General features: G+C 64.1%; 9 protein-coding genes and 2 pseudogenes. 7 read left to right on the top strand and 4 right to left on the bottom strand.

Annotation, left to right across the window (positions count from 1 at the left end; translation table 11 throughout):
- Window positions 1-322: 322 nt before the first annotated feature.
- Window positions 323-2,263, top strand: a complete 1,941-nt coding sequence (locus ACQS5P_RS18220) for an ATP-binding protein (RefSeq protein ID WP_428938045.1) — start codon at window positions 323-325, stop codon at window positions 2,261-2,263.
- 48 nt (window positions 2,264-2,311) lie between these two features.
- Here ACQS5P_RS18220 and ACQS5P_RS18215 read toward each other — a convergent pair whose 3' ends face one another.
- Complete coding sequence (locus ACQS5P_RS18215) at window positions 2,312-5,719, bottom strand: autotransporter-associated beta strand repeat-containing protein (RefSeq protein WP_428938044.1); 3,408 nt, start codon at window positions 5,717-5,719, stop codon at window positions 2,312-2,314.
- Between the two features lie 258 nt (window positions 5,720-5,977).
- Here ACQS5P_RS18215 and ACQS5P_RS18210 point away from each other — a divergent pair, with 258 nt between their 5' ends.
- The 6 genes from ACQS5P_RS18210 to ACQS5P_RS18185 all read left to right on the top strand — a co-directional run bounded on the left by ACQS5P_RS18210 (window position 5,978) and on the right by ACQS5P_RS18185 (window position 17,328).
- Window positions 5,978-6,799, top strand: coding sequence for an ImuA family protein (locus ACQS5P_RS18210; protein ID WP_428938043.1), 822 nt, complete (start codon window positions 5,978-5,980; stop codon window positions 6,797-6,799).
- Window positions 6,714-8,369, top strand: a complete 1,656-nt coding sequence (locus tag ACQS5P_RS18205) for a Y-family DNA polymerase (protein ID WP_428938042.1) — start codon at window positions 6,714-6,716, stop codon at window positions 8,367-8,369. The genes ACQS5P_RS18210 and ACQS5P_RS18205 overlap by 86 nt, the downstream gene beginning before the upstream one ends.
- Window positions 8,370-8,456: 87 nt before the next feature.
- A complete protein-coding gene (locus ACQS5P_RS18200) occupies window positions 8,457-11,825 on the top strand; it encodes an error-prone DNA polymerase (RefSeq protein WP_428938041.1) in 3,369 nt (1,122 codons plus the stop codon).
- Between the two features lie 824 nt (window positions 11,826-12,649).
- Window positions 12,650-14,689, top strand: a complete 2,040-nt coding sequence (locus tag ACQS5P_RS18195; protein ID WP_428938040.1) for a polysaccharide biosynthesis tyrosine autokinase — start codon at window positions 12,650-12,652, stop codon at window positions 14,687-14,689.
- 453 nt (window positions 14,690-15,142) lie between these two features.
- Entirely contained in the window at window positions 15,143-16,312 is a 1,170-nt protein-coding gene (locus ACQS5P_RS18190; RefSeq protein WP_428938039.1) for a sugar transferase, read from the top strand.
- Between the two features lie 83 nt (window positions 16,313-16,395).
- Complete coding sequence (locus ACQS5P_RS18185) at window positions 16,396-17,328, top strand: WecB/TagA/CpsF family glycosyltransferase (RefSeq protein WP_428938038.1); 933 nt, start codon at window positions 16,396-16,398, stop codon at window positions 17,326-17,328.
- Window positions 17,329-17,384: 56 nt separating this feature from the next.
- On the opposite strand, the gene ACQS5P_RS18180 is transcribed toward ACQS5P_RS18185, so the two are convergent.
- The 3 genes and pseudogenes from ACQS5P_RS18180 to secA all read right to left on the bottom strand — a co-directional run.
- Window positions 17,385-17,531, bottom strand: a complete 147-nt coding sequence (locus ACQS5P_RS18180; RefSeq protein WP_428941043.1) for an SEC-C metal-binding domain-containing protein — start codon at window positions 17,529-17,531, stop codon at window positions 17,385-17,387.
- Window positions 17,532-17,651: 120 nt separating this feature from the next.
- Window positions 17,652-18,035, bottom strand: a pseudogene (locus ACQS5P_RS18175) (hypothetical protein); the annotation flags it as partial.
- Between the two features lie 690 nt (window positions 18,036-18,725).
- A pseudogene (secA, locus tag ACQS5P_RS18170) lies at window positions 18,726-21,347 on the bottom strand (preprotein translocase subunit SecA); the annotation flags it as partial.
- Window positions 21,348-21,402 lie beyond the last annotated feature (55 nt).

Raw genomic sequence — 21,402 nt, 5'->3', positions numbered from 1 at the left:
CGTGGGTTCCGATGGCATCGGGACGGCCCGGAATCAATCTGCGCGCGAAGCTCGTTCCCGAACTGCGCCATCCGAGATATGGGCACAGGTTGGGCCGGCGGCGTCCGCGCCCCTGGACGCAACGCAAAATCCCTCGAGCGGCGAGTTTTGGTTGCCCGACAGGCGGTCGGCTCTGCTAAAATGGGCAACACAACGCCCATCACGGCGGCTGGATTCGTGGGGGGATCGGCCAGTCCCAGCCCGCAGGTGGGTCCCGCAGTTGTGCGCTTGGCTCAGCAGAAACGGCAAAAACACAGAGTCCCCGGCCCGGAAGGATCGCACCATGCCGAACTCATCATCACCCGCCGCCGGCTCCTCATCGATCTCCTGGCCGCCGCTCGTACAACTGCTGGTGCGGATGGCCGTTGCGCTGGCGGCAGTGGCGGCGGCGGCGCTGGGCACCTGGCTGCTGTGGGACCTGCTGGAACCCACCATCACACCGCTGTTCCTGATCGCCATCGCCATCAGCGGCTGGATCGGGGGGCTTCGCGGCGGGATCCTGGCGGCCGGACTCTCCGCCGTTGCCTCCATCGCCCTGTGTGCCCAGCTCGAATGGCGCGGCCAACTCGGCTGGGCCAGTGCCATCTGGGGCACAAGCTTCCTGCTGGTGGCGCTGCTGACCGGCGCGCTCAACGCCGCACGTCGCCGGGCTGAGCAGCTCCTGGCCGAACGCGACCTGCGCATGCGGCTGGTCAGCGATCAGATCCCCGCGGGATTGTGGTCCACGGACTGTCAGCTTCGCCTGACCAGCATGTTCGGCGCCGGCCTGCCCATGGTCAGCGCCGACACCAGTGACAAGCCGGAGCTCACGGACGTGTTTGGCGGCGCCGAGCATCCCTCGGGGCAGATCGCCCAGGCCGCTCATCGCAGAGCACTGACCGGCAAACCCGCCAGTTATGAGCTGGAACTCGCCGGCCGGGTCTACCAGTCGCACCTTGAACCCTTGCATGATGCCCAGGGCAACGTCATCGGCGTGGTGGGAGTGGCACTGGACATCACCGCGCGCAAACGCGCCGAAGATCGCCTGCGACAGGCCTGGAACCAGGCGCAGTACGCGCGGCAGCAGGCCGAGGCCGCCAGCGAAGCCAAGGATCGCTTCCTGGCGATGCTCAGCCACGAGCTGCGCACGCCCCTGACCCCCGCGCTGCTGGCCGCCGCCGACCTGGAACAACGCCAGGACCTGCCCCCCATGATTCGTCAGGATCTGGAACTGATCCGGCGAAACATCGAGCTGGAGGCGGTGCTGATCGACGATCTTCTGGACCTGACACGGGTCTCCAGGGGCAAGCTGGAGCTGAGCCTGCGTCCGGTGGATCTGCACGCGGTCATCGACCGCGCGGTCTCGATCTGTCGCCCCGATATTCAGCAGAAACAGATCGAGCTTCGGCTGGAACTGGCAGCACAACAGCACCACGCGATGGGCGACGCGGCGCGGCTTCAGCAGGTGGTGTGGAACCTGCTGAAAAACGCCGTGAAGTTCACCCCCGCACAAGGCTGGATCGCCATCCGGACGCACAACATCGTTGACGCCGACTCGCTTTCGCACCATGCCCCGTCCATTGCCATCGAGGTCAGTGACAGCGGAATCGGCATCGAGCCTGAGGTGCTGCCGCGCATCTTCCAGGCCTTTGAACAGGGGCAGTCATGGATCACCCGCAACTTCGGAGGGCTGGGTCTTGGGCTGGCGATCTGCCGGGCGCTGGTGGAGGCGCACGGCGGGGTGATCGGCGCCTCCAGCGAAGGCCACGGACGCGGCGCGACGTTCCGTGTCGAGCTGAGCACTACGTCCGCCACCAGTGAGTCGGTGCCGTTGACCACGCCGCCGGCACCGCCCGCCGGTGCATCCCCCGCCGCCCGGCCTCTGAAAATCCTGCTCGTGGAAGATCACCCCGACACGCGACATCTGATGGGCCGATTGCTGGGAACACTGGGCTACGACATCCGCACCGCCGGAAGCATGGCGGCGGCGTTGCAGCAGGCCGAGGCCGAGCCGGTCGAGCTGCTGGTCAGCGATCTTGCCCTGCCCGACGGCAGCGGGCTGGAGCTGATGCGTCGCCTGCGGGCACGCGGCGGGAAACCGGCGATCAAGGGCATCGCCCTGTCCGGGTACGGCATGCAGGAGGATATCCGCCGCTGTCGCGAAGCCGGATTCGCCCGCCACCTGACCAAGCCCGTGAACCTGCGCGTCCTGCAGGAGACGATTCAACAGGTTGCAGCCATGTAGAGGTCGCGGCCTGAGCGCCTGGTGGATCGCGCGATCAGAGGCGATCCCTCATCGCAGCGGCGATTGGATCGGCCGCCTGATGCGACGGTCGCGCGATCGCGGATCCGCCCCCGCGGCAAGCAGACCCGCAATCACAAGCCCGCCCGCGCCACCCTCGGGAATCACACCCGATTGAATCGCACGCAGCGCCGCCGGATACTCGCCGCCAAACATGCGGCTGTGCCCGGCGATCAGCGCCTCGGCGAGCGCGCCGCTCTGGTTCACGTAAGCGTTATCGATCAGGGCATAATCCGTCGCGTCGATGACACCGCTGTAGTCGAAATCACCGTTGATCCAGCCGGTGAGACTGTTGACGTATCCGTTATCGATCAGGCTGTAGTCGGTGGCGTCGATCGTGCCGCTCAGGTCCGCGTCGCCAAAATACGTGAACTTCACCAGCAGCTCATTTCCGCTCAGCGTTTCGCCCGAGAAGCTGGTGTAGATGGGCCCGGAACCTCCGACTTGCGACAGATCGTTGGCGATGATGCCCAGGGCGTACAGGAAGCTTCCCGCGTCGCGGTTGCGGTCGGAGGCTTTGGAGCTGGCGATCCCTTTGCCGCGCCAGTCAAACGCCCCGCCGTTCTCCAGACCCGCCTTGAGCACGCGCGTCAGATTCGTGAGGCTACCGGTGTTGACGACCAGATCGTTGTCATTCAGGTCGAGCTTGGCGCCCGGCGAGCGCTCGTCGATCGCGAGGATATCCAGGCGGCTGGTGGCGGCATCCGTGCCGTTGGGCAGGATCGTCGTGACTCCGCCGGCCTCGATCTTGAGCATGTGCTGCCGGACGGATTTGGCGATCAGTTCCGCGCCGTCGCCGACGTAGGTCACGCCCGTGCCGCCGAGCGCGCCGATGCGGTGATCGGTGGTGACGCGGATCGCTCCGCCCAACACCGTGTTGTAGTCTCCGTACAGCAACGCCACCACGCCGGAGATCGTGGTGCTCACGCCCAGGTTCCGCCCGGCCAGGTTCAGCGTGCCGTTCTGCACGTCGGTCAATCCCAGGTAACGGTTGAACCCGCCGAGCGTGAGCGTTGCGTCGCCCGTCTTGTTCAGTGCGACGAGGCGCGAGGTGGTACTGAAGATTCGCCCGTCGAATCGCAGATCACCGGCGGCGTCGATCGTCAACGTGGTCGTGCCGGTGAGCGTGCTGGTCACGCCGCCGCTGCCCGTCAGCGAGCTCAGCGTCAGGTTCTGCCCGTTCAAGTCGAGCGTTCCGTGCAGGCCGACAAAAACGGGATTGGTCGGTGTGCCCAGCGCGCCGGCGGTGCCGGCACGCAGCGTGCCGTCGTTGACGTGCACCGGGCCGGTGAACGTGTTGTTGCCCGTGAGCGTGAGCGTGCCTTCGCCGAACTTGGTCAACCCGCCGGAGCCTGCGATGCTGGCGTTGATCGTTCCGTTGCCACTGCCCGGGCCGTTGCCGACGTAGACGATGCCTTCGGTGGGCAGGCCCATGTTGTCGAACAGCAGCGTACCGGTGGGGTTGTTGAGCGAGCCGTAGAGGATCAGCCCGCCGCTGCGGATCCGCAGCGTGCTTCCCGCCGAGAAGGTCGATGCCCCGGTGCGCAGCGCCCAGACCGTCTCGTCCCCCGTGTGGAAATACCCGCTGCCCGGCGCGGCGATCTCGTTGTCCAGCGCGGCGCTGAACGTGCCTGCGTAGGCGCTGGTCAGCAGCGTCCCGCCCGGGCCGACCTGTAGAAACTCCCCGGGACTGAAGAACGTGTCGCCGGGACGATCCGCCACGACCGACGGATGCACCATGCCAGTGCTGGGGTCGGGCACAATGCTGATGCTATTGGCGACGGAGACCTTGTGCGTGGTGCCGATCGTCGTGGCGCCCAGCCCCTCAATCTGGAGCGTGCCGCGCCCGCCGGGCGAGCGCTTCAGCGACGCCATCGCGAGTTCCACCGTTCCGCTGGTGCTGATGCGATCGAGGTAAATGTAATTTCCCTCAGTGAAGCTGAGTGTGCCGACGGTCTCCTTGTGCGAGTTGAGCGCCCGCAACGTCAGCTCGGTCCCGTTCAGATCGATCGCTTTGGTGTCGCCCCAGCGATCCAGCGGCACCGGCGTGTGCGCGGTCCCGCCGCCCGGAAGGCTTGTCGTGATCGCGTTGTTGAACAGCAGCTTGCTTCCCGGGCGGAAGTTGATCGCATTAGGAAGGGAACCGACGGCGCCGAAGGTGCCCTCGAAGATGAGCGAGCCGTGAACGGTGAGCGAACCGCTGCCCAGCGGCGTCTCTGCGGGCGCGGGCGTGTAGTCGAAGCTCAGCCCCGTCGTCAGATCGCCAAACGTCGGGCTGCGATCGACGATCGTCCCGCCGCTGTAGCTGTTCAACGGATTGACCAGCCGCACCTTCCCGCCTCGGCCGATGTAGTCGTTGCCGATGTTCACCGCGCGTGGCTGCGGGCCGTCGCCCAGCAGTGACTGCACGACCAGTGCGTCGGCGGCGATCGTGTCGGTGCCGCTCGGATCGGTTCCACCGAAGCGGTATGTGTTGTTCGCGGGGATGATCGTCGCGTTCAGCGGGACGTTGGTGGGGGTGCTGGTGCCGACGTACGTGCCGATGCGCATCCGGGGATGCCCGGACATGTCCAGCACCGGCGAGATCGTCGTGGCGGTGTCGATCGCCACGATGCCCCTGGAGCCAGGATCGACGGTCGCCAGCGCCGCCGCGTCGAGCTGGTCGAACTGCACGAAGCCATTGCCGCCGACATGGACGCTGCCCGGCCCCGAGGCGACGTTCGCCGCCGAGCCGAACCAGGCGCGTCCGAACCAGTTGATGGGCACCTCGTTGCCGCCGATGGTCACCGATCCCGTGCCCATGTTCGAGATGCCGTTGGCGCGGACGGTGGAGAAGGCGATGGAGGTTCCGCCGGCGTAGCTGTTGGCGCCGGTGAGGTTGATCGTTCCGCCGAACGTCGCCGACAGCCGCCCCGAACCGCTGATCGCGCCGGCGAAGGTCATCGGGATCCGCGCCCCGATCACGAGCAGATCGTTGCTCAGGATCACGTCGTTGGCGATGGTGAGCGATCCAAAGGATGCCGTTCCTGAAGGAACCTGCCAGGAGATGGTCTCCTGCTGCACGCCGGGGATCGGCACGAACCGCAATGGCCCGCCGCTGATCGTCTGGTTCTGTGTTGAGTTGTTGGTGAACCAGAGGATGTTGAGGGTGAACGGGGAGGCGACGTCGTTGAAGGCGTCGAACTGCGTGCCACCAGTGGGCGTAAAACGCAGCAGCGTGTCGCCAGCGGAGACGGGAACCGCCGCGGCGCTCCAGTTGGCGGGCGTGCTCCAGTTGCCGCTGGTGGTGGCGATCCAGGTGAACGCCGCCGCCGGCGCCGCGGCAGGATGCATCGCCCAGCCGGCGCATGCCCCGAACGCCGCCGCCGACAATACTCCCGCGCGCTTTGCTGGCGACATGCTGTCTCCAATGCTGTTCTGACGAGTGATGGAACCGCAGAACCGGGCGAAGATACCCGAATCAGCCCCGGGCCTGGGCACAAGCTACTGTCGTAGCCGCCCAAGTCAATCAAATTCGTCGATCCCGCCGACCCGCGCCTGTTTTTCGCTCAATAAACCGGGTTTGATCGAAATTGAACCAATCCCCTTTTCATGCGATTGACACCGCATCCTCCTCCGCTTTATACCAAACTTTATCCTAACAGATCGGGGAACGACATGCGGTTTGTCTCCTGTCACAATGGCCAGATCTTCACCACCACGCGGCAGTGGGATTCGCCGGATCCGACCGGACCCACATCACGCGGCTTTCGAACCGGTCTGGCCGCCATCGATCGACTGCTGCCCCATGGCCTGTTCGCGCGCGGCGCCGTCCATGAGATTCTCACCGAGCCTCGTCACGGCATGCCGCGATTCTTCCCCCTGCTGCTGGCACGCGCCGCGGCAGCAGCAGACAGAATGATGGGCCAGCGGGGCAATCAGCAGCAGGATTTGATCCACTTGCCATCGCCCCATCATCCCATCTGTCCATCTGCTCATCTGCCCGTCTGCTCTCCAATCGTGTGGTGCGACCCTCATCGCACGCTCTACCCGCCGGCGGTGGCGGCGGCGGGCGTGCCGCCGGAAAAACTTTTCCTGCTGTATCCGTCCAACGCGGCCGAGCAGTTGTGGGCCATCACCGAATGCCTGCGCTGCAAAGGCATCGCGGCGACGATCGCGCCGGTGAGCAGGCTCTCGCGGATCGAGGCGCGGCGGCTCCAGCTCGCCGCCGAACACGGTGGCGGAATCGGCATCCTGCTTCGCCCGCTCGACCGCAACGCCTCGATTTACGCCGCCGCCACCCGCTGGCTGGTCTGCCCCTGCCAGGGGCTGCGTAACGTGCAAAGGTGGAAGATTCAACTGATTCACGCTCATGGAGGACGCGTCGGGCAAACCGTCATCCTGGAGCATCACCGTGAAGAACATCTTGTGCGTGCTGTTGACCAACTGGCCGATCGACCGGCTGCGAAGACAGATCGTCCGATCCGGGCATCGGCATGATCGCAGGTTGCGGATTTCAGATTGCGGATTGCGCGCAAACCGGATTCACAATCCGAAATCCGAGATCCGAAATCCCCCCGGTCCCCTCGTTCTCGTCCGCACCATCGCCGGCCGACAGCAGGTCGTGGCGGTTTCCGGGGAAGCGCGGGACTTCGGCATTCGTGTGGGGATGACGCTGGCGCAGGCCCGCGCGCTGTGCGCGCACCTGGCGCACGCCGAGCACGACCCCCACCGCGACGCCGCCGCCCTCGAAGCGCTCGGTCGGTGGATGATGCGCTTCAGCCCGGTGGTGGCGATCGAACCCGGGAATGAAAACCGGAGGCAAAAGGATGAAAAGCAGAGCAAAACTCATCCCTCATCCTTCTTGCTTCATCCTTGCATTTTCCTCGACCTCAGCGGCTGCGAGCGCGTCTTCGGCGGACTGGAAAACATCCTCAGGCAGATTTCCGACGCGATGCGATGCTTCAACATCGGCGCGCGCCTCGCCGTCGCCCCCACGCCCGGCGCCGCCTGGGCATTGGCATTCGCGGGCCATTCCACACCTTCTTCGGCCCCGGGTTCCCTGCCCTCTGTCCTTGCCCCTCTGCCTCCGATCGCGCTGCGGATCTCTCCCGACACCGCCGCGGCACTGCATCATCTGGGCATCGACACGATCGGGCAGCTCATGTGTCTGCCGCGATCGGCCCTGCCCGCGCGATTCGGCGAGGAGTTGCTGATGCGCCTGGATCAGGCGCTGGGGCGAATTCCCGAGCCACTCGTGCCGCTTGAGCACTTCTGGCCGATCGAGGCGCGGATGGACTTCGACGGACCCGTCGATTCGCTCGAAGCCATCTGGGCCGTCTTCAGGAAGCTGATCACGCAGGTGGTGGCCGAGCTGCACAGGCGCGGCCACGGCGCGCGGGAACTGGAGGTGGAATTTTTCCGCCCGTACGCGGCGACGCTGCGCAGGACGATCCACCTTTCGCGGCCATCGCGCCAGCCGGGAAACCTTTTCAACCTGCTCCGCTGCGCGATGGAGAACATTGAAACAGATACAGGCTTCCTTGGCATCCGCCTGGTCGTCGCGCGGTCGCAGCGCATCAGCGAGGAGCAGATCGACTTGGCGGAAGACGAAACCTTCGCCGCCGAGGCCGAACTGGCCCATCTGATCGAGCGGCTGCGGATTCGGCTGGGAGATCGAGTCATTCTGCAACCGTGTCTTGTCGAGTCGTATGTGCCGGAAAAGGCCTGTCACGCTGTTCCAGCCCTCGACCTGGTGCGATCGCGGACGCCAGGTCCGTGCTACACGGCGGCGATTCGTCCGCTGCACCTGCTGAACATGCCCGAACAGATAGGCGTGATCGTCTCGCCTTCGCATGACTGCGAGGGCCGGTGCGTCTGCTTCACCTGGCGCGGCAGGGTCCACCGCGTCATCCACAGCGTCGGCCCGGAACGCATCGCCGGGCAGTGGTGGCAGGGCCACCACAAAACGCGCGACTATTTCGACGTGGAAGACGAGACGGGCAAGCGTTACTGGATCTTCCGCGTGACCGAAACGCGAAAGTGGTATGTGCATGGAGAGTTTGAATGAGCGGAAGAGACGGAGAGACGGACAGGCCAAGTGATAAGGTGACGATGTCTCCACTTCGTCTCTGCGTCTCTTGCTTTACTACCCCTTATGCCCGAGGAACCGAATTACAAACTTCGCGAGCCTTTGCCGCCGCCGACGTGCGTCGCTGCCTGCGAGCTGCCGTACGCGGAGCTGGAGGTGACCAGCAACTTCTCGTTTCTTCGAGGCGCATCGCATCCGGATGAGCTGGTATACCAGGCGGCGAATCTGGGATATCGCGCCATCGCGATCACCGACCACAACACGCTGGCGGGCGTTGTCCGCGCCCACGCGGCGGCGAAGCAGTGCGGGCTTAAGCTGCTCGTGGGCGCCAGGCTCGTCTTCCAGGACCACACGCCCGACCTGCTCGTCTGGGCGCCCAACCGCGCAGCATACGGGCGACTGTGCCGGCTGCTCACGATCGGCAAACGCCGGGCGGAAAAAGGCGACTGTCACCTTTTCCTTGAGGATTTTCTCGAACACTGCGAGGGCTTGCTCGCCGCGGCATGCTTTTGCCCGACGACTGACAGGAATCTGTGCCCCAGCGGTGTGCTGCACATCCTTCGCGAAACCATGAGTGATCGCCTGTCGCTTGCGGTTTCGCGGTTATACGGCGCCGATGACGAAACCCATCTCGATCGCATGATCCGGCTCAGTCGCGAAACGCGCATCCCGCTGCTGGCGACCAATGGCGTTTACTACCACGACCCCGGCCGACGCGCGCTTCAGGACGTGCTGACCTGCATCCGTCACGGCTGCACCATTCATGAAGCGGGCTTCCGGCTCTTTGCCAATGGCGAGCGGTACCTCAAGTCGCCGGCGCAGATGCACAGGCTCTTTGCCGAATACCCCGCAGCGATTGATCGCGCCATCGAAATCGCCGGGCAGTGCAACTTCAGTCTCGAGCAATTGAAGTACGAATATCCCGATGAGGTTGTGCCGGCCGGGCAGACGCCAATCCAGTATCTCTCGCAGCTTGCCTGGAGCGGCGCGGCGGAGCGCTATCCCGACGGCATCCCCGACAAAGTTCGCGCCCTGATCGAACGCGAGCTGAAGCTGATCGAGCAACTCAGGATCGAGGCGTACTTCCTCACGGTCTATGACCTGGTGAAGTATGCGCGCAGCCGCGGCATCCTGTGTCAGGGAAGAGGCTCGGCGGCCAACAGCGCCGTCTGCTACTGCATCGGCATCACGTCGGTCGATCCGGCCAGGATCGATCTGCTGTTCGAGCGTTTCGTCAGTGCCGCGCGGAACGAGCCGCCGGACATCGACGTCGATTTCGAGCATGAGCGCCGCGAGGAGGTGATCCAGTACGTCTATCAGAAGTACGGCCGCGACCGCTGCGGCATCGCCGCCGAAGTGATCACCTACCGCGGTCGCTCGGCCGTTCGGGATGTGGGCAAGGCGATGGGGCTGAGCCTGGACATGGTCGATTCGATGGCCAGGAAGCTGGACTGGTGGCACCGCGGGACGCTGAGCGAGTCGATGATGCGCGAGTGCGGGCTGGATCCGAACGATCGCACGGTGAAACAGGTGACCGAACTCGTCGGCCAGCTTCTGGGCTTCCCGCGACATCTCAGCCAGCACGTCGGCGGCATGGTGATGACCCGCGGCCCGCTGTGCGAGCTTGTCCCCATCGAAAACGCCGCGATGCCGGACCGGACCGTGATCGAGTGGGACAAGGACGACATCGATGAACTGGGGATCCTGAAGGTGGATGTGCTGGCGCTGGGGATGCTCACGTGCATTTCGAAGGCGTTCAGTATGCTAAATGGAAGGCACGGAGGCACGGAGGCACGAAGGCACGAAGGAATCATGCTACGATGGGGCGATGGGGCGATGGGACGATGGGGCGATGGGCCGTACTCCCCATCCTCTCATCTCCCCATCTCCCCATCGTCCGTCCATCGTGCCTCCGCGCCTGCGTGCCTTGAGCTTCACACGATCCCTTCGGAAGACCCGGCCGTCTACGACATGATCTGCGACGCCGACACCATTGGCGTGTTTCAGATTGAATCGCGCGCCCAGATGTCGATGCTCCCGCGACTGCGACCGAGGAATTTCTACGACCTGGTGATCGAGGTCGCGATCGTGCGGCCCGGGCCGATCCAGGGGAACATGGTCCACCCGTACCTGCGGCGGCGCAACGGCCAGGAGGTCGTGAGCTATCCGAGCGAGGCGCTGCGGCAGGTCCTGGGGAAGACGCTGGGCGTGCCGCTGTTTCAGGAACAGGCGATGCGGATCGCGATGGTCGCCGCCGGCTTCAGCGGCGCCGAGGCCGACCAGCTCCGCCGCGCGATGGCGGCGTGGCGCAAGAGCGGCGAGCTGCTGCGCTTTCGCGAGCGGATCATCGACGGCATGCTCCGCAACGGCTACAGCCTCCAGTTCGCACAGCAGTGCTTCGAGCAGATCAAGGGCTTCGGAGACTATGGCTTTCCCGAGTCGCACGCCGCGTCGTTCGCGCTGCTGGTGTACGTATCTGCCTGGCTGAAGCGTTACCACCCCGCCGCCTTCTGCGCCGCGCTGCTGAACAGTCAGCCGATGGGCTTTTATCAGCCGGCGCAGATCGTGCGGGACGCGCGCGAACATGGCGTGCAAGTGCGCCCGATCGACGTGAACTTCAGCCAGTGGGATTGCACACTGGAAGAAAGGCACCAAGGCACGGAGCCACGGAGCCACGAAGGGTCGGGAAAGGCAACCTGGGGAATGAACGGCCCGGCGCTGAGGCTGGGCTTTCGACAGATCAAGGGCCTGAAGGAAGCTCACGCCAGGCTGCTCGTCGAAGCGCGCACACGAGTCGGGCAATTCAAATCCATCGAGCACCTTCAGCGCACAACGGGGCTGCCGGTCTGGACCATCCGAAAGTTGGCCGAGGCCGATGCGTTCGGCTCGCTGGGTCTGTCCCGCCGGCAGTCGCTCTGGGATGCGCTGGAGCTGAAGGATGTCTCGGCGCCGCTGATCGACCACGCTCCATCTTCCGATCCTCCCGACTGCTCATCTGCCCGCCTCCCGACAATGCCGCTGCCGCAGGAGGTCAAGATTGATTACCAGACCACCGGGCTGTCGCTGAAACGACATCCGGTCTCGTTCGCGCGCGAGGCACTGGACGGGCAGCGGATCCTGACCGCGCGGCAGGCGACATCGCTGCCGAACGGGCGGTGGGTGAAGGTCGCCGGGCTGGTGCTGGTGCGGCAGCGTCCCGGTACCGCCTCGGGCGTTGTGTTTATGACGTTGGAGGACGAAACCGGCGTGGTGAATCTGATTGTCAAGCCCGACATTTACGAGCGCTACCGCGCCGCCGCTCGACACGCAGCTCTGCTCCAGTGCGATGGCTATCTCCAACGTCAGGGGCAGGTCGTCCACGTGATGGCCAAGCGGCTGCTGGATCGCAGCGATCTGATTTGCGGATACGCGATCAGTTCCCGGGATTTCCATTGATCCACGTCCGGCTGTTGCAAGAGCAAGCATCCGCCACAATCTTTCCCATCTTCACTAACTGTGTGAGCAAAGTCACGCAATCCATCCCCACACCTGCACTGCAACCGTACGACCGAGCATGCTTCGCCAGCAAAGCGCGCAGCGGCGCACACCTCGCTTCGAGATATAAGACCATTTTGTTCAATAACTTAATTGCTTTATCTGCTTCGACTTCAATTGTGGCATGACGCTCGCTTGGCGGTTGTGAGGTATAGTGTTGGCAGACCGGATCCACGATTCCCCCGCTGCCGAGTCACAAGGTTCAGGCATTGTGCCCGCAGAGCACGGGCCTTAGGATGACGGTCGTCTGATGCAGGGCCTTGGCGCGGCTCGGGAGCAGGCACCGACCCGGGTTGCTCGACGGGACGCTCTGTGAAAACCAGGCAATCCAAGCCGATGTGGGTGCATCGATTCGGTCAGATGAGCGATCAGTGATTCCCACGGCATCGCCGCCGCGGTGGCTCGACTGCCCCGCGGGTGTTGGTGGCCGCAGGCACAAAAGCCCGGCCAGACAACTTCAGGCTCCCGGGCGCAGCGGATGGGATTCTCGGACCTCGTTGGCTTGATGGATGCAGAAAGACGATCCAAAGACAACCAGGTTGCCGAAGATTATCAGGCACGCCAGGGCTCAGGCAGTGCCGCTCGGAGCATCGCCGCCAGCATCACCCAATGGGGCAACGATGCGCAAGGCAGTTACCGGACGTGTTGCGGCGAGGAGTGAATCTGCGGTTTGCCCGTGTGCACGGGTATCGTAGATTGCCCCAGGGGGCCAGGAGTCAGTGGAAATGGCAGGGCGTCAGGAAATGATGATCATCCGCGGCGATCCGTACGGCGGCTCGCCCCAGCAGGCGTTGTTGTCGCCGTACGCGCCCGGCTACGCGGGCGGTCCGCTGGGCGCGCCACTGCCGCCCGGCATGCCACCGCAAATCTCCGAACCCTCCCTGTTCCGCGCGATCCTGCGGCACTTCTGGCTGGTCCTGTTTTGCGCGCTGATCGGTGCCGGGGCGGCAATGGCGTTCCTCAACTACGCCCGACCCCTTTACACCGCCGAAAGCAAAATCTATATCGAACCGACCAACCCGCGCGTCCTGACCGACACCCTCGGCTCAGCTCAGCGATCCAACTATCTCTACACACAGGCCGAGGTCATCAAGAGCGCGCCGATCCTCAGCCTCGTCGCCGACAAGCCGCAGATCAAGCAGCTCCCGACCTTCGAGCTGACCGGCGGAAATGTCACGCTGTATCTGCGTCAACGACTCCAGGCCGAAGTCGGACGCAAAGACGACATCATCTCCGTCGCCATCGATTCGCCCTATCCCGATGACGCCGCCAAAATCGTCAATGCTGTCGTCGAGGCCTACACCGATTATCAAAGCGTCGAAAAGCGCACGGCCGCCGACGATATCCTGGAATCCCTTCGCAAGACCAAGGCCGAGGCAGATGCCAAGCTCCAGCGTACTCAGGCCGAGATGTTCGAGTTCACGCAGAAGAACCCGAGCATGAACTTCGATCAGATCTACCAGCGTGAGCTGGCCGATCTCTCGCAACGGTACATCCAGGCGCAGCTCGCGACGATCGAAGCCCGGGCCGCGTACAACCCCGGACACCCGCGCCTCCAGGCCGCCCAACGCACCGAAGAAGACCTGTACATCAAGTACCAGCAGAAGCTCCAGCAGGTCGTCAAAGCCAACGCGCTGACGGTGGACTACTCCAGGCTGGCATCGGACCTGGCCACCCAGAAGGAATTCGTCAAGCGTCTGGACGATCGCATCAAGGAACTGGAGGTCAACAAGGACGCCGCACAGATCTTCAATAATGTTCAGGTGCTGGAACAGGCGATCACCTGGCAGTCGTTTCCGCGGCCCAGGCAGACCATGGCCGTGGCGATCGTCGCGGGCGTGCTGCTGGGGGCGGGACTGGCGCTGTTGCGGGACCGGCTGGACGGACGGCTGCGAAGCGTCGAGGAGATCCAGACGATCATCGGCCTGCCCATTTTGGGCGTGGTGCCGGCGATGAGCGGTCGTCGCACCGCCGTCGCCCGCGCCATGACCGTGCATCTGGACCCCCGGTCGGTGGTGGCCGAAAGCTACCGCACCATCCGAACCGCCGTGTACTTCGGCACCAACGGCACGGCCTGCAAGACGCTGCTGATCACCAGCCCCGAGCCCGGCGACGGCAAGACCACCAGCGCATCGAACCTGGCCATCGCCATCGCCCAGACCGGACGCAGCGTGCTGCTGCTGGATGCGGATTTCAGAAAGCCCACCCAGCACAAGAACCTGGACATCAAGGACGCGGTGGGGCTTTCCAGCGTACTGGCCGGACGCGAGCCGCTGGAACGGGCGATCCAGCGTACCGGCGTGGAGGGGCTGGACATCCTGCCCTGCGGCCCGATCCCCGCCAACCCCAGCGAGATCCTCAACAGCCGGGAGTTTGGCGAGCTGATCGACACGCTGGCCACACGCTATGACCACATCATCTTCGACAGCCCGCCGGTCAACGCGGTGACCGATGCCCGGATTCTGGGCGCGGTGTGCGACGCGACGATCCTGGTGCTGCGTGCGGACAAGTCCACGCGCAAGGCCGGCGAGCACGCCCGCAACGCCCTGCTGAGCGTTGGCGCCCGGCTGCTGGGGGCGATCGTCAACGACGCCCCGCGTCGCAAGGGCTATGAAGTCTACGGCGGAGGGTATTACTACGGCAGTAACGATTTACGCCCGCGTCAGCATGACGGGCGAGCGACGTATGTGCGACCGGCAAGGAATGGAAACAGTGGTCAACCACGCGGTCATTTGCCGAAATCGACCGTGGAGACAAGGCAATAGGTAAACTGGACAAACTTGGAAACCAGGTTCCATGGTTACCAGCGATCAGGCATCATGCTTGCATAACACGCCCGGAGTTGATAACCGGCGTTTGAGCGATGCTGCTGAGCGTATCCGATGGTCCTGCAAAGATTAACGCTGAGTTGGACCTGTTCCGGGCAATACCCGGCACGGCAGTTTCGAGACATATAGAAACAACGGCATCTCGGCGGCCACTATAAAGGAGACAGAAATTGCAGAAGCAAAAGTGGGTGCCGGCGGGATCATCAAGTCGGTGTGGGAGCTAACACGACGCAGTGCAATGTTTCAGAGGCACGAGCCATAGCACAATGGAGTAGACCAGCAGGCGGAGGAGGCTTCTGCCAGGATTGCAGTAGTAAGGCGGATCAGATCCCGCGTGTGCCACGGAGGCCGCACACCTGATCCCGCCGAAAGGGTAAGAGGCAAGAACCTATGTTACGTAGACCGATCACCGCGGATTTCAATGCCAGGCGGCTGCCGCGCGTTCGCACCGTGCAGAGCATGCTTACGCCCGAGCAGATGAACATCGCGATCCAGCGGGAAAGCGCCCGCGCCGATCGCAGCGGTGGGGAATTTGCCCTGGTTCTGTTCCGCGTGCGAAATCGCGATCGCACGTCGCTTTCGACGATGCGCCTGGCCAAAACGATCCTGGGACGGATCCGCGCCACTGACGACGTGGGATGGTACGATGACGATCACATCGGCGTGCTGCTGCCGGACACGTCCGCGACGGGCGCCTGGCGGTTCGCCGACGCGGTGTGCGCGCTGGCCTCGCGTCGCGCCCATCGCCCACTGTGCTCGGTCTACTGCTATCCGACCAAGTGGTTCACCGACGATGAATCCCCGCCGAACACCGCCCTGGCACGTCATGAATCGGGCAACGGCAACGGAGACGGCCGCTATGCGGTACGCAACCTGATCCCCTACTTTCTGGACGGCGTGAAGGTTGGCCTGGAGCAGCCGCCCAGCGCTGTGCATCGTCTGGAGACGCTGCTGATCCGCCCGCTTCCCTGGTGGAAACGCACCATCGATATCATCGGCGCCACGCTGGGATTGATTCTGGCCTCGCCGATCATGCTGGCGGCGGCGATCGCCATCAAGCTGACCAGTCCCGGTCCGATCATCTTCAAGCAGAAGCGGGCCGGACTGGGTGGTCGTCCGTTCACCATCTACAAGTTCCGCACGATGGTGGTGGACGCCGAGGCGCTGAAGGCACAACTCAAGTCACGCAATGAGCAGGACGGCCCCGCGTTCAAGATCAAGGATGATCCGCGGGTGACGCGTGTTGGCTCGTTCCTGCGCAAAACCAGCATCGACGAACTGCCGCAGCTCTGGAATGTGCTCATCGGCGATATGACGCTGGTGGGTCCCAGGCCGCTGCCGGTCAATGAGTCCGACGCCTGCGAGGGCTGGCAACGCCGACGACTCGACGTCACGCCCGGCCTGACCTGCATCTGGCAGGTCAAGGGACGCAGCCGCGTCAGTTTCGCCGAGTGGGTCCGGATGGACGTGGCGTATATCCGCCGCCGTACTTTCTGGCATGACCTTTTGATTCTGCTGCAAACGGTGCCGGCGGTGCTGCTGCGACGCGGTGCCCGGTAACTTTCGCGGTGCCCGGTAACTTTCACGCCGGCTGCACCGGACCGGCTTCACCCACGATCCATTCGTGCCGATATTGGTGTGACGTGAGCCAACTCGATACTGAAACTGATCCTTCATCAATGACCGCCGGGGCGGCGGACCCAAGCGCCGCTTGTCCGGGCCAGGACATCGCGCGGTGCAGCATCCTCGGCGTTCAGGTCAGCGCCGTGGACATGCCGATGGCCGTGCGACAGATCCACGACTGGATCGATCGCCGTCAGCCCAACTATGTCTGCATCACCGGCGTGCACGGGGTGATGGAGAGTCAGCGCGACGAACAACTGAAGCGCATCCATAACGCCGCCGGACTGGTCACCCCTGACGGTATGCCCATGGTGTGGATCAGCCGGCTGCGCGGACATGGCCTGGTCCGTCGCGTCTACGGGCCTGATCTGATGCTCGAATTGTGCGCCCAGGGCCTGCCGCTGGGACACCGTCACTTCCTGTACGGCGGGGCCGACGGAGTGGCCGAGCTGCTGGCGACGAATCTGCGTCGCCGCTTCCCGGGCATCCAGATCGTCGGCACCTACACTCCGCCATTTCGTCCGTTGACCGACGAAGAGGATCGCCAGGTTGTACAGCTCATCAACCGCAGCGGCGCCGACATTGTGTGGGTGGGTCTGAGCACGCCCAAACAGGAACGCTGGATGGCCGCGCATCTGGGCCGGGTGCACGCGCCGGTGATGATCGGTGTGGGGGCGGCGTTCGACTTCCACGCTGGCCTGAAACGACAGGCGCCGCGATGGATGCAGAAGTCCGGCCTGGAATGGTTCTACCGGCTGTGCACCGAGCCCCGCCGCCTGTGGAAGCGGTATCTGACAAATAACCCGCTGTTCTGCTGGTATCTGCTGCTGGAGTCGCTGCGGCTGCGCGACTTCAGCGTTGACGACGATCGGCAGATATCATCCGAGCCGGCACTGTCACAGCGACCGCAGATGTCGGTGGCCCCGGCTGCCCAGTCCACTCAGGCCGCCTGATCCGTTCACCACCTCAGCCGCACCTGACCCTTTTGCGCCGCGCCGTAGCCGGCTGCTCATGCCGCGTTGGCGCCGCAGCACTTTTTGTACTTCTTTCCGCTGCCGCAGGGACACGGATCGTTTCGCCCGACCTTCGGCGTCTCGCGGACAATCGTCTTGGGGCGGGCGCCTTCGCCCTGGGTCTGCTCGGCGGCCTGCTGCATGTCCTGAGCCTGCGCGACGGTTTCGCTTACGCCGTAGCTGTCGGTCGTCTCGTGCGTGGCGGCGGTGACCTGGTACGCGTTGCGTGCCTGTGCCGACCCCAGCACGCGGGCACGGAAGATCAGGTCCGTGACCTTGTCGCGAATCCCCGCCATCATCTCCTGGAAGTAGCGGTATCCCTCGCGTTTGTAGGCGATCCGCGGGTCGCGCTCCGCGAACGCCTGCAAGCCAATCCCCGCCTTGAGCATGTCCATCGCGTACAGGTGGTCCTTCCAGCTCGTGTCGAAAATCTGGATGAGCACGAACTGCTCCAGATCGGTCAGCTCGCGGCGGAAGAACTGCCTGGCGTGCCGGATCAACCGGCTTCGCAGATCCGCGCCCGCCGGCGCGACCTCGCCATCGGATTGAGCCGAACCATTGGAGCCCGCCCGCGCCGACGCCGTGGCGTCTTGCAGCTCCTGGACCGTCAGGTTCGAGACGAATCGCTGGTTGAACGCCTTGACCAGCGCCGCCGGATCGGGATTGGCGCGGATCAGCTCGTCGATCTCCGCCTCGAGCTTGCCATCCTCCATGTAAGCTTCCTGGTATCCGATCAGTTCATCGCGGAGCTTGCGGATCGGCGTACTGCGGATGTGATCCAGCGACAGCTCGACGCGATACTTCATCCACACCCAGTTCCGCAGGTATACCGCCCCGTCCAAATTCTCGGCCGCATGCGCATCAGGCCCGAAGCAGAACATCAGGATCGTATCGACCGGATACTCCAGCTCGCGAAGCTGATAAGCCTCGCGGGCGCGCTTTTCGATCAGCGCCACGATCTCCTCGGCCGGGCGGGTGATCCCCCGACCGCTGTCCAGCAGCAGCTCCTCGGGCTTGACGACGATTCCGAATTTCGCCGCCGCCCAGCCACACAGCTCCTTCAGCGCGTAGTTCGGCTCCAGATACTTCATCAGCCCGGCGCAGTCGCGCTTCTCGATCTGCTCCAGGGCTGCTTCCTTGAGGAACTGCTCGACCTGCTCGACGTTCATCTTGCGAAGCTGGGTCTTGGAGACGTTGACGTGGTAGTGGCTCATCGCCCAGCTTGCCAGGCCGTTCAGATCCCACTGCGAACTGTCCTCGGGGTCCTCGCCCATGAACTCGGCCAGCGTCTGCGAAAGGCTGGTTTCGATGTCGGTCCTGGCCTGGCTCTTGATGTACTCTTCCAGGTCGTTGATGCGGCGCATGCCGCGGATGTCTTCCGGGTCGATATTGACTTCGAAGTTGGTGCGTGCCCATTCGGCGACGCAGGCGGCGACGTAGTCCTGGGTGATGTACTTCTCCACCGCGTCCTCGATCGCTTCCCCGATCATCCCCCAGATGATCCGGTCGATCTCGCGGCCCTCCAGCACCCGCTGACGCATCCCGTAGAACTGCGTCCGCTGCATGTCCATGACTTCGTCGTACTCCAGAAGGTTCTTGCGCGCCAGGAAGTTGCGCTCTTCGACCTTCTTCTGCGCCCGGAGGATCCCCTTGCTGATGCGCCGGTCTTCGATCGCCATCCCCTCTTCCATGCCCAGGAACGACAGGACCTTGATCGTCCACTCGCCGGCGAACAGCTTCATCAGATCGTCCTGGAGGCTGACGTAGAAGCGTGAGCTGCCCGGGTCTCCCTGCCGCCCGCTGCGCCCGCGAAGCTGGTTGTCGATTCGACGGGCGGTGTGCCGCTCGGTGCCGATCACGTGCAGCCCGCCGACCAGCTTGGCGCCGGGCGAAAGCTGAAACGCCCCGGCCCGCGGATCGTTCTCGTCGTTGACATCCACCTCGAAGGTCTTGCCGGTGCCGCACTGCTTGAGCCGATACTTGCCCCCGCCCAGGTGCTCGACCTCGAACAGCGTCTCGGGCGCCAGCTTGATGTCGGTTCCGCGCCCGGCCATGTTCGTCGCGATCGTCACGTTCCCCACGCGCTCGCCATGCGCGTTGATGTGTGTCTGCCCGGCCAGGGCCACGATCTGCGCCTCACGCTCGTGATACTTGGCGTTGAGCACCTCGTGCTTGATGCCGTACTTGTGCGAGAGCATCTTGGAGAGCATTTCGCTCTTTTCGACGCTGGTGGTGCCCACCAGCACCGGACGCCCCGCATCGCTGTACTGCTTGATCTCCTCGATGATCGCCACCCACTTTTCACGCTCCGTGCGGTATACGCGGTCCTCGTAGTCCACGCGGATCACCGGGCGGTTGGTCGGGATCGTCACCACCTCCAGCTTGTAGATCTTCATGAACTCTTCGGCCTCGGTCTGGGCCGTGCCGGTCATGCCGGCGATCTGCTTGTAGAGCTTGAAGAAGTTCTGGAGCGTGATGGTCGCCAGCGTCTGCGTCTCCTGCTTGATGGGGACGCGTTCCTTGGCCTCGACCGCCTGGTGAAGCCCGTCGGACCACTGCCGCCCCGGCAGTTTTCGCCCGGTGTACTCATCGACGATGATGACTTCCAGCTCGCCGCTGCGACCGCGCTCCACCACATAGTCCTTGTCGCGCTCGTACACCACGTGAGCGCGCAGCGCCTGCTCCATCAGGTGCGGCCATTCCATGTTTCCCCCGACGTAGAACGACCCGACGCCGGCGAATTCCTGCGCCGCGGCGATCCCCTCGTGCGTCAGATGCACGCTCTTGCGGTCCAGCTCCACCTCGTAGTACTGCGTCAGCCCGACCTTCTTGGCCTCGGCCTCCTCCAGCTTCCTGCGGGCCTCTTCCTGCCGGCGGCGAGCTGCCTCCTTCTCCTGTTTGTCCCGGGCCTTGTCCTCGTCGCCCTCGGCGGCCTTGATCGCACGCTTCCAGTGCTCGACCTCGCGCTCGACGGCGTCCCAGGGTTTGTTCAGCTCGATGACCTTGCGAGCCACGGCGTCGGCGGCGCGGTACTTGGGCGCGTCGTCGTGAGCGGCGCCGGAGATGATCAGCGGCGTACGTGCCTCGTCGATCAGAATCGAGTCCACCTCGTCCACGATCGCGAAGTCCAGAGGCCCCTGCACCTGAAGGTCCAGCCGCTCCTTCATGTTGTCGCGCAGGTAGTCGAATCCGAACTCGCTGTTGGTCCCGTAGGTGATGTTGCACTGGTAGGCCCGCTTGCGCGCCTCCCCGCCAGGCTCCATATCTGCCTGGATGTAGCCCACGCTGATTCCCAGGTTCTCGAATGCCGGGCGAACCCAGTTGGCATCGCGACGAACCAGGTAGTCGTTGACCGTCACCACGTGACAGTGATACCCCTCCAGAACTTTCAGGAAGCAGGCCAGCGGCGCCACGAACGTTTTGCCTTCGCCGGTGGCCATCTCCGCGATCTTCCCCTCGTACAGCACCAGCCCGCCGATGAGCTGCACATCGAAACATCGGGCGCGGAAAGGCGGGCGGCTCTCGGGAAACAGCTTGCGAACCGCCTCGTAGATCTTCAGCGGGATTGGCACCTGTTGCCACGATTCACCCGTGGCGATCATCCGCTGCTGCACCAGGTCGTAGGCCTCGTAGGCCTCGTCGTCGAACTGATCCCGGCTGTAGTCGTCGGGGTTGAAGTTCTGTTCGGGGTTGAAGATCTCGCGAATGCCGATGTGCCGGTCCATCGACTCGCGGATGATCGCCAGCGCCTCGGGCAGCACGTCGGCGACTCGCAGCTTGCGGGCGGCGATCTGCTCGCGCAGTTCCTGTGTGCGCTGACGGAGTTGCTGGTCCGTCATCTTCTGGATCATCGGTTCCAGCGCATTGACCTGATCCACCGTGCGCTGGTAACGCTTCAATAGACGCTCATTTCGGCTGCCGAAGATCCGGGTCAGCAGCTTGCCGACGGTAACGGGCATGGGAAAACCTCTATCAAATGTCGAATGTCAAAGCCGAGTGCCGAATGTGAAATGC

It is taken from the genome of Fontivita pretiosa (genome assembly GCF_050410795.1).
Lineage (GTDB): Bacteria > Planctomycetota > Phycisphaerae > Tepidisphaerales > Tepidisphaeraceae > Fontivita > Fontivita pretiosa.
This window is presented reverse-complemented; position numbering and strand designations above follow the sequence as displayed.

Excerpts from the sequence above, each read along its gene's own strand:
- ACQS5P_RS18210 (WP_428938043.1), top strand. The coding sequence starts at position 5,978 with ATGCGGTTTGTCTCCTGTCACAATGGCCAGATCTTCACCACCACGCGG.
- ACQS5P_RS18200 (WP_428938041.1), top strand. The coding sequence starts at position 8,457 with ATGCCCGAGGAACCGAATTACAAACTTCGCGAGCCTTTGCCGCCGCCG.
- ACQS5P_RS18220 (WP_428938045.1), top strand. The coding sequence starts at position 323 with ATGCCGAACTCATCATCACCCGCCGCCGGCTCCTCATCGATCTCCTGG.
- ACQS5P_RS18180 (WP_428941043.1), bottom strand. The coding sequence starts at position 17,531 with ATGCAGCAGGCCGCCGAGCAGACCCAGGGCGAAGGCGCCCGCCCCAAG.
- ACQS5P_RS18195 (WP_428938040.1), top strand. The coding sequence starts at position 12,650 with ATGGCAGGGCGTCAGGAAATGATGATCATCCGCGGCGATCCGTACGGC.
- ACQS5P_RS18215 (WP_428938044.1), bottom strand. The coding sequence starts at position 5,719 with ATGTCGCCAGCAAAGCGCGCGGGAGTATTGTCGGCGGCGGCGTTCGGG.
- ACQS5P_RS18190 (WP_428938039.1), top strand. The coding sequence starts at position 15,143 with ATGTTACGTAGACCGATCACCGCGGATTTCAATGCCAGGCGGCTGCCG.